8 protein-coding genes are annotated in these 9,154 nt (G+C 41.8%); 7 read left to right on the forward strand and 1 reads right to left on the reverse strand.

What is annotated here, in order from left to right:
- The first annotated feature begins 196 nt into the window (after nt 1–196).
- The 4 genes from L1264_RS10935 (at nt 197) to L1264_RS10950 (ending at nt 6,221) form a co-directional block, all read left to right on the forward strand.
- Nucleotides 197–1,264: an OmpA family protein gene (locus L1264_RS10935; protein ID WP_135923247.1), complete on the forward strand. Its 1,068-nt coding sequence runs from the start codon at nt 197–199 to the stop codon at nt 1,262–1,264.
- Nucleotides 1,265–1,546: 282 nt separating this feature from the next.
- Complete coding sequence (gene acnB / locus L1264_RS10940) at nt 1,547–4,144, forward strand: bifunctional aconitate hydratase 2/2-methylisocitrate dehydratase (RefSeq protein WP_135923248.1); 2,598 nt, start codon at nt 1,547–1,549, stop codon at nt 4,142–4,144.
- A gap of 196 nt (nt 4,145–4,340) precedes the next feature.
- Nucleotides 4,341–4,973, forward strand: coding sequence for a 2OG-Fe dioxygenase family protein (locus tag L1264_RS10945; RefSeq protein ID WP_199527633.1), 633 nt, complete (start codon nt 4,341–4,343; stop codon nt 4,971–4,973).
- 9 nt (nt 4,974–4,982) lie between these two features.
- Nucleotides 4,983–6,221, forward strand: a complete 1,239-nt coding sequence (locus L1264_RS10950) for a cysteine desulfurase-like protein (RefSeq protein WP_199527634.1) — start codon at nt 4,983–4,985, stop codon at nt 6,219–6,221.
- A gap of 82 nt (nt 6,222–6,303) precedes the next feature.
- Here the strand turns inward: L1264_RS10950 and L1264_RS10955 are convergent, their stop codons facing one another.
- The gene (locus L1264_RS10955) at nt 6,304–7,008 is read right to left on the reverse strand and encodes a 2OG-Fe(II) oxygenase (RefSeq protein ID WP_135923251.1); all 705 of its coding nucleotides are present in this window, start codon (nt 7,006–7,008) and stop codon (nt 6,304–6,306) included.
- Between the two features lie 36 nt (nt 7,009–7,044).
- Between L1264_RS10955 and L1264_RS10960 the strand changes: the two genes are divergently transcribed.
- The 3 genes from L1264_RS10960 to L1264_RS10970 all read left to right on the forward strand — a co-directional run.
- Nucleotides 7,045–7,443 (forward strand): acyl-CoA thioesterase, encoded by a 399-nt coding sequence (locus L1264_RS10960; protein WP_054552415.1) that lies wholly within the window; start codon nt 7,045–7,047, stop codon nt 7,441–7,443.
- Nucleotides 7,444–7,525: 82 nt separating this feature from the next.
- Nucleotides 7,526–8,104 (forward strand): anthranilate synthase component II, encoded by a 579-nt coding sequence (locus L1264_RS10965; RefSeq protein ID WP_138556676.1) that lies wholly within the window; start codon nt 7,526–7,528, stop codon nt 8,102–8,104.
- Between the two features lie 48 nt (nt 8,105–8,152).
- The coding region (locus L1264_RS10970; RefSeq protein WP_235403995.1) for an HDOD domain-containing protein at nt 8,153–9,154 on the forward strand (1,002 nt) is incomplete at its 3' end.

Raw genomic sequence — 9,154 nt, forward strand, 5'->3', positions numbered from 1 at the left:
TAATGTTTTTTTAGTATCAATATTGTTGGATTTATATTGATTCTTTTTACGTCGCTGTATTTAGTTGGTGTTGTTAAATTAAGAAAATTTATTATGTTGTTTGGGTTTATTAAGTTTGGATTAATTACTCATCAACTATCTTGACGGAATGTAGGCTACACGGCCTTAAGTTATCTTAAATGGAAGGGAATGAAACATGAAACTGAAACCACTTACAATTGCTTTAGCGCTTGCTGCAACAAGTGCCTCAACAATCGCAGCCGAGAAACAAGGTTTTTATATTGGTGCGTTTGGTGATTACTACGATAATTCATGGGAGAATATCCGTGATTATCCGCCAGGTGGCCTAGACGTAGACGACTCAACAGGGTGGGGTTTAGAGCTTGGTTATCGCTTTAGCGATTACTGGAGTGCCCGCTTAGAATACGCAGATATGGATTTCGATTGGAACGTGACCGACAACGATGGAACTACAATGAGTGGTTCTGAAAGCGGTAAGCGTTACGGTATCGATGGTTTGTATCACTTTGGCGGTGGCCCATTCTACGGTATTTTCGGTTTGAAAAACCTTGACGCTGTTGATGAAGATTTAATGTTTGCTAACGTGGGTGCCGGTTACCAGCACTACTTTACAGATAACTTTGCATTTAACGCAGAAACTTCTTTATACCAAGGTCTTGACCGTGGTTACACTGATGTTGGTGCTAAATTAGGTTTCAGCTATATCTTTGGTGATCAAAGCGAACCAGAGCCAGTTGAGCCAGCACCTGCAGTAGTACCTGTTCCGGTTGAGCCAGTTGATAGCGATGGCGACAGCATTCCTGATGCAGATGACCAATGCGCTAATACTCCTATGACAGATGCTGTAGACGCTTCTGGTTGTACATTATACGAAGACCGTGAAGTAACGAAGAGCTTACTAATCACATTCCCTAACAATACATCTAAAGTTTCACAACAATATTTAGATGATATTGACAGTGCAGCTGCATTCTTAAAAGAGCATCCAGGCACTGATGTTGTATTAGAAGGTCACACTTCATCTGTTGGTAAAGCAGACTACAATAAGTGGTTATCGAAAAAACGTGCTGATGCAGTCGCTAAGAAGCTTATTGAAGATGGTATTGATGCGATGCGCCTAACTACAGTTGGTTATGGTGAAGAGCGTCTTAAAAATCCTGCTAACACGCCGGAAGCACATGCAGAAAACCGTCGTGTAGAAGCAAAAGTTAAAGTTATTGAACGTGTTAAAGTAGAGCGTTAATAGTTAGACTTTGCATAGAGTTTAAAACCCAGCCTAGTGCTGGGTTTTTTGCTTTTAAAACACAGATAGGAATGATTCTTAATAAATATTCATCAGAATAGCTTTTTTTTTTAGTACTATTCATGTTATTTATACTGAATATAAAGTGCCTAAGCGCAGCATGGATTTTCATCTATACTTAAAAGCTTTATAATTAACCGTCAGAATACTATAAGTACTGGGTAAAATTGCTATTTAGATTAATAGAACCGAGTACTTTCACGTCACCAAGAGGGCAATATTGTGCTACAAGAATATCGTAAACACGTAGAAGAACGTGCCGCGTTAGGTATCGTACCAGCGCCACTAGATGCTCAGCAAACGGCTGATCTTATTGAACTAATCAAAAATCCACCGGCAGGTGAAGAAGAATTTATCGTAGACCTTCTTGTTAACCGCGTACCACCAGGTGTTGATGATGCTGCTTACATCAAAGCAGGTTTCTTAGCTGCAGTTGCAAAAGGCGAAGCGAGCTCACCACTTGTATCAAAAGAAAAAGCAGCTGAGCTACTTGGTACTATGTTAGGTGGTTACAACATCGCACCTATGATCGAACTTCTAGACGACGAAGCGTTAGCACCAATCGTTGTAAAAGGTTTATCAAACACATTATTAATGTTCGATGCTTTCTACGATGTAGAAGAAAAAGCGAAAGCAGGTAACGAATTTGCTAAGCAAGTAATCGAATCTTGGGCAAATGCAGAATGGTTTGTAAACAAGCCTGCAGTTGCTGAAAAAATCTCAGTTACCGTATTCAAAGTAACGGGCGAAACAAACACAGATGACCTTTCACCTGCTCCAGATGCATGGTCACGTCCTGATATCCCACTACACGCTTTAGCAATGCTGAAGAACGAACGTGATGGTATCAACCCTGACAAACCAGGTGAAGTTGGTCCAATTTCACAACTAGAAGAGCTTAAAACTAAAGGTTTACCTCTTGCATACGTTGGTGATGTAGTTGGTACGGGTTCTTCTCGTAAATCTGCAACTAACTCTGTACTTTGGTTCATGGGTGATGATATTCCTCACGTACCAAACAAACGCGTTGGTGGTGTATGTTTAGGTGGTAAAATCGCGCCTATCTTCTTCAACACAATGGAAGACTCTGGTGCATTACCAATCGAACTACCTGTTGATGAGCTAAACATGGGTGACCAAATCGATATCTTCCCATACGAAGGTGTTGTTAAGCGTCACGGCACAGATGAAGTAATCTCTACTTTCTCTCTTAAATCAGACGTAATTCTTGATGAAGTGCGTGCTGGCGGTCGTATTCCACTGATCATCGGTCGTGGTTTAACTGATAAAGCACGTGCATCACTAGGTATGGAAGCTGAAGATATCTTCCGCAAACCTGCCCTTGTAACTGATTCTGGTAAAGGCTTCACATTAGCTCAGAAGATGGTTGGTAAAGCATGTAACATGCCTGGCGTACGTCCTGGTCAATACTGTGAGCCGAAAATGACAACGGTTGGTTCGCAAGATACAACAGGTCCTATGACGCGTGACGAACTTAAAGATCTAGCGTGTTTAGGTTTCTCTGCAGATTTAACAATGCAGTCTTTCTGTCATACATCAGCTTATCCTAAGCCAATCGACGTAAACACTCACCACACACTTCCTGATTTCATCATGAACCGTGGCGGTGTATCACTACGTCCAGGTGACGGTGTAATCCACTCATGGTTAAACCGTATGTTATTACCAGATACAGTAGGTACTGGTGGTGACTCGCATACTCGTTTCCCTCTAGGTATTTCATTCCCAGCGGGTTCTGGTGCAGTAGCATTCGCAGCAGCAACAGGTGTAATGCCACTTGATATGCCTGAGTCAATCTTAGTACGTTTTAAAGGCGAAATGCAGCCAGGTATCACATTACGTGACCTAGTACATGCTATCCCTTATTACGGTATCAAAGAAGGTCTTCTAACAGTTGAGAAGAAAGGTAAGATCAACGAATTCTCTGGTCGTGTACTAGAAATCGAAGGTGTTGAGCACCTAACTGTTGAGCAAGCTTTCGAACTTTCTGATGCATCAGCTGAGCGTTCAGCTGCAGGTTGTACAGTTAAACTTTCTAAAGAGTCTATCGCTGAATACCTAGAGTCAAACATTGTAATGCTTAAGTGGATGATCTCTGAAGGTTACGGTGATGTTCGTACTATTGAGCGTCGTATCACAGCAATGCAAGAGTGGTTAGCTAACCCTGAGCTGATGGAAGCTGATGCTGATGCAGAGTACAAACACGTACTTGAAATCGACCTAGCTGATATCAAAGAGCCAATCCTTTGTGCTCCAAATGACCCTGATGATGCACGTCTTCTTTCAGACGTAACAGGCGAGAAAATCGATGAAGTATTCATCGGTTCTTGTATGACTAACATCGGTCACTTCCGTGCTGCAGGTAAACTACTAGATGGTTTCAGTGGCCGTATCCCAACTCAACTTTGGGTTGCACCACCAACTAAAATGGATAAAGACCAACTTACTGACGAAGGTTACTACGGTATCTTTGGTCGTGTAGGTGCGCGTATCGAAACTCCAGGGTGTTCACTATGTATGGGTAACCAAGCACGAGTTGCTGATAAAGCAACAGTTGTGTCTACCTCTACGCGTAACTTCCCTAACCGTCTAGGTACTGGCGCAAACGTATTCTTAGCATCAGCAGAGCTTGCAGCAGTAGCGGCAATCTTAGGTAAACTACCTACACCTGCTGAGTACCAAGAGTATGCAGATAAGATCAATGCAACTGCAGCTGATACATATCGTTACCTGAACTTCCACCGTATGCCTCAATACACTAAAAAGGCAGACCAAGTAATCGTTCAGCAAGCCGTTTAATTCTAATTAAAATTAAATAGCTAAAAAGCCCGCATCCAGCGGGCTTTTTATTTTAGATAAAAATTCTAATTTACTTCTAAATTCGATCTTAAAGCTACATAAATCATCATTGCTGTTTACATAATAACGCAAAAATTTCCTACCAATTGCATTAAAATCCTCGCCAATATTCTCAACATATTAAGGCGAGATCGTTATGACAAAATTAAACAACCAGAATCTATTGCAACTTCGTTTTGTAAGCCAAGCTCATATTGACGCAGTAAAGCCTTCTTTTGCTAACCTACCTGCGAATCCGTACGCCGATGGTCAATTTCGTAAGCGTCGCTATTCAGTAATCAAAGTCGTTGATGGTGAATTAAAGCTACAACCAACTAAAGCATTTGTGCAAGATGACTCAATCAATACCTTCCAAGGTAATGTTGAGCGTACTTATGAAAATTTAGAAGATAGCTTATTAGCCACTGATGGCATGAAGCAAATCGTTAATCAGTTCCGCGATATGACGGGGATCAGCGATGATCGCGATATTGAAATTCATCAATTCAGAATGCTTGCGATTGACAGCGATACACCCGCTGCGCCTGAAGGTGTTCACCAAGATGGTTTTGATCACGTATGTGTATGTGGTGTATCACACGAAAACCTTGAAGGTGGTGAGCTACTTGTTTATGAACATCAGCAAGCAGAGCCTTGTTTCAAAATGGAAATTAAAGACGGCATGTTCGCGCTTATTAATGACCGTGAAGTATGGCACAACGCAACACCAATGAATAAATTAGACGCAAGCAAAGAAGGTTACCTTGATTGCTTCGTACTAACTGCGTAAGGGTATATCATGAACTTAACGCAATTACGTCGTCAATTTCCTGCACTTATGCAACAAGTTGCTGGTCAGTCACCGATTTTCCTTGATGGCCCGGGTGGCTCGCAAGTGCCACAGTCGGTTTTAAGTGCCATGACTGCTTATTTGGGTTACTACAACTCGAACTTAGGTGGTGCATTTTTCTCAAGTGATAAAACGGTTGAGTTAATGACTAGCGCTCGCCAAGCAGCTGCCGATTTATTAAATGCCCCATCTAAAGAGCAAATCGTGTTTGGTGCAAACATGACAAGCTTAACGTTCAGCTTTAGTCGTGCCATCTCGCGTGGTTGGACTGCCGGTGATGAGATTATTGTCACAAATGCTGATCACTACTCAAATGTTTCATCTTGGCAGCAAGCTGCTGAAGATAAGGGCGCAACAGTAAAAACGGCTCTTATCAATGAAGCTGATTGCAGCTTAGATATGGCACACTTTGAAAGCCTTTTATCAAGCAAAACAAAGCTTGTTGCAGTGACGTATGCATCAAACACTACTGGTTCAATTAATGACATTAAACGCATCGTTGAGCTTGCACATGCCGTTGGTGCGCTAGTTTATGTTGATGCCGTACATTATGCACCTCATGAGCTTGTAGACGTACAAGCACTTGATTGTGACTTCTTAGCGTGCTCTGCATATAAGTTCTTTGGTCCTCACCTTGGTATTGTCTATGGCAAACGTGAGCATCTTGAAGGTTTCACACCATATAAAGTTGAACCTGCAAAAGATGTTGCGCCAGGTCGCTGGGAAACGGGTACACAAAGCTTTGAAGCGCTAGCTGGTCTCATTGCTGCTGTTGATTACATTGCTGCAATTAGTGAGCTTGATGACAGTCATTCACGCCGAGAAAAACTGGCGGCTGCATTTGCTATGACTAAACAGCACGAAATGACATTAAGTAAGCATTTCTTAACTCGTTTAGCAGATTACCCGAGCATTAAGCTGTTTGGTATTAATGATCTAGAGCGTGTTGCTTATCGCACACCGACTTTTGCTTTAACTTTTGAAGACGTCGAGCCGCGTGTTGTTTCTGAATTTTTAGGGAAGCAACATATTTGTGTGTGGGATGGTAACTTCTACGCGCAAGGCTTATGTAAGCAACTCGGTGTATTAGAGACAGGCGGCGTAGTTCGCATTGGCTGTATGCATTACAACACAATTGAAGAGCTTGATAAGGTTTTTGATTTATTTGATCAATTACTAAAAAATTAAAGCTAAGTTTTTAGCTATAAGTTTGAAGCAGCCCGAAGGGGCTGCTATTTGACAGAGCTAACAGTCAGTTGGATTTTTACCGCTAGGATTGTGGTTGCCCATAGATTTGCTCTGCACGGTTAAATAGAACCCACGACGTTAAAATATACTTATCATTTGAAATGGGCTTATTACCTCGGTGCGTATGAGTAAAGTAACCCGGTGCTACGACCATAGAACCCTGCTTCGGTGATATTTTACGCTGTTGATAGTAAAACTCAGTTTCACCACCTTCTTCGACATCATTTAAATAGAACATAAATAACAGTACGCGATGCAAGGCTTCGTTATGACCGTGTTGTGGGTATACCTCGCTATGCCAATACGGGTAGCCTCCTTTATTGATATCGTATTTTTGTGCTTGAATAGGCCCGAGGCGGAAAATTTGCTGCACGAGTAATGGCAATTGTGGTTTGCCAACTTCTTCAAAATTATCTTGTGTAAGATCAACTGGCTGACCTGTTTTCGGATGATATACCTTTAAACCAAATGCACCTATCATCATGAAAATATGCTCTTCAAGGTATTTAAAGATGTGGCTGGCGGTTGTTTGCTGAATATGCTTAAGTTGCTCAACGTACTCTGGATGATTATTAAGATATAAATCGCGGCTGTCTTTTTTTGCTAAATCCACGCCGCCAGAGGTAATGCCTTGTTTTAAATGCGGGCTTTGTTCAAATACCGTGATAAAGTTGTCGCAAAATTCTTTGCTGAGGGCGTTTTCGTATACGCGAATAAAGTCCGTCATGAGCTACCTTTAGTTTATATTTTTTATAGGGTTACTATGTTTACTGAGACTATCACACCTCGTTTTAGCGAAACTGATGTGCTAGGGCATATCAACAATACCGTACTCCCTGTATGGTTTGAAGCCGCCCGAGCGCCTATTTTCAGGTTTTTTACCCCCGATCTAAATCCTTATGAGTGGAAATTGATCATTGCTAAGGTTGAGGTAAGCTTTGTCGGTGAGTTGTTTTATGGCCACGATGTAACCGTTAAAACCAGTGTAGAGCACATCGGCTCTAGCTCATTTGTGCTTCGCCAAGAAGCATGGCAACAAGATAACTGCTGCGCCGTTGGTAAAACTGTACTCGTGCGTTACGACTTTGCAAACAAATGCTCGCAAAAACTTAATGAGCAGGAAAGGGCTGACCTTACAGCGCATTTAATCGCTGAGGAATAAACCATTTTTTGCCGACATTTCGCAGCACTTGGGTTAAAATGCGCCTTCATTATTTTGACTGAGTAATTTTGGGTTACACGCAATGCTGTTAATGATCGACAATTATGATTCGTTTACCTACAACTTAGTGCAGTATTTTCAGCGCTTAGATCAAGATGTATTGGTAAAACGTAATGACGAGATCAGCATTGCAGAGATCAAACAGCTTAACCCTGAACATATTGTTCTTTCACCCGGCCCATGTTCACCCAACGAAGCGGGTATTTCGTTACAGGTGGTCGAACAGCTAAAAGGTGAAGTGCCTATTCTTGGGATCTGCTTAGGGCATCAAACTATTGCTCAGGCGCTTGGGGCTGAAGTAGTCAGAGCAAAACGAGTTATGCATGGCAAAACTTCATTGGTTAAACATAACAACCAAGGGGTGTTTAAGGGGTTAGCAAACCCACTTACCGTTTGCCGATATCATTCATTAGTGGTTGATAAGCAGCATTTACCTAATGACCTTACAATCACTGCTTGGACTGAGCAAAATTCTGATTTCGAAGAAATAATGGGTTTAATGCATGCTAATTTAGCGCTTGAAGGGGTGCAGTTTCATCCTGAAGCAATTTTGACTCAGCAGGGACTTGAATTACTTGCTAACTTTTTAACTCGCTTCTAATCTTAGGCTAATGAATTAACAAATATGACTGACAATACCCCTGTGCAAATTACTGAAGAAAAACGACAACAAAGGACTTCGATGGTGCTCAATGAACGCGCCCACGATCTATTGCTTGGTCATAGTTTTGCACAGCGCCAAATTGGTTATATTCACACCTTAGAGATTGACTACGGTGAGTCGATGGAGCAACGCACTTTATTAGAGGTGGAAGTTGCAGCCGAAAAGAAGCGACAAAAAAGCAGTACAGCACATCATAAGTACCGTGCTCAGGCGAGTAAGCAGTTACATCAAGTCATAGAAGCAGCTATGAACAAGCAGCTAGAAGACGTCGACTCGGTTGTGCATGAAACAATTGGTATTCAAGATAGTGTTCCAGCGATTTTAGAAATATTAGCAGTACGCTCCGCATCGGTTGGTCGCCTTGAACCTTTGGTTAAAGATTTAAGTTGGTTAGGCCGTGAGTTGGTTGCCTTTGTTAATTTGCCTTTCTATCGTAAGCAGCGTAATAAGCATACCTCGGTTCAAGTTGATAACCCATTATTAGCGCTGCGTTATATTGGTTTAGATAATTTAAAGTTTGTTGTGCCTACATTTGCGGTTCGCCATTGGATGCCTCACAGTACAGAACCATTTCCATTATTAAAGCGTCGTTTGCGCGATAATTCGATGGCGTGTGCCATTGCGGCTCAAGAGCTTGCTAAATTAAATGGTGTAAACGAGGTGCACGCGTTTACCTTAGGTATGTTATTGGATGTTGGCAAAATTGCTTTAGTGCGTTTGTATTTACGCACCTTTGAGCGAGTTTGGCAGCGACAAGTTGCAAAAGCGCGTGAAGAACAAAAGAAAGACTTACACACGGCACTTTTAGAGCTTAAGCCAGATCCCTTGTTTTTAAGCTCATTATTGAGAACTCTGTCAATGAAAGTGACCGCTACTGTTATTGAGCAAATGTCATTTAAGTATTTACCCTTTAATGCGGTGATGCAGCAATTAACAACGCCACTAGCTAAAAACGATGAGTACCTACCACTTACAGAAGTGATATTA

The sequence above is a fragment of the Pseudoalteromonas sp. APAL1 genome, assembly GCF_021532475.1.
GTDB lineage: Bacteria > Pseudomonadota > Gammaproteobacteria > Enterobacterales > Alteromonadaceae > Pseudoalteromonas > Pseudoalteromonas lipolytica_C.

Bases quoted from the DNA above. Each gene is read 5' to 3' on its own strand.
- L1264_RS10945 (WP_199527633.1), top strand. From the start codon at position 4,341: ATGACAAAATTAAACAACCAGAATCTATTGCAACTTCGTTTTGTAAGC.
- L1264_RS10935 (WP_135923247.1), top strand. From the start codon at position 197: ATGAAACTGAAACCACTTACAATTGCTTTAGCGCTTGCTGCAACAAGT.
- L1264_RS10950 (WP_199527634.1), top strand. From the start codon at position 4,983: ATGAACTTAACGCAATTACGTCGTCAATTTCCTGCACTTATGCAACAA.
- L1264_RS10960 (WP_054552415.1), top strand. From the start codon at position 7,045: ATGTTTACTGAGACTATCACACCTCGTTTTAGCGAAACTGATGTGCTA.
- L1264_RS10965 (WP_138556676.1), top strand. From the start codon at position 7,526: ATGCTGTTAATGATCGACAATTATGATTCGTTTACCTACAACTTAGTG.
- L1264_RS10955 (WP_135923251.1), bottom strand. From the start codon at position 7,008: ATGACGGACTTTATTCGCGTATACGAAAACGCCCTCAGCAAAGAATTT.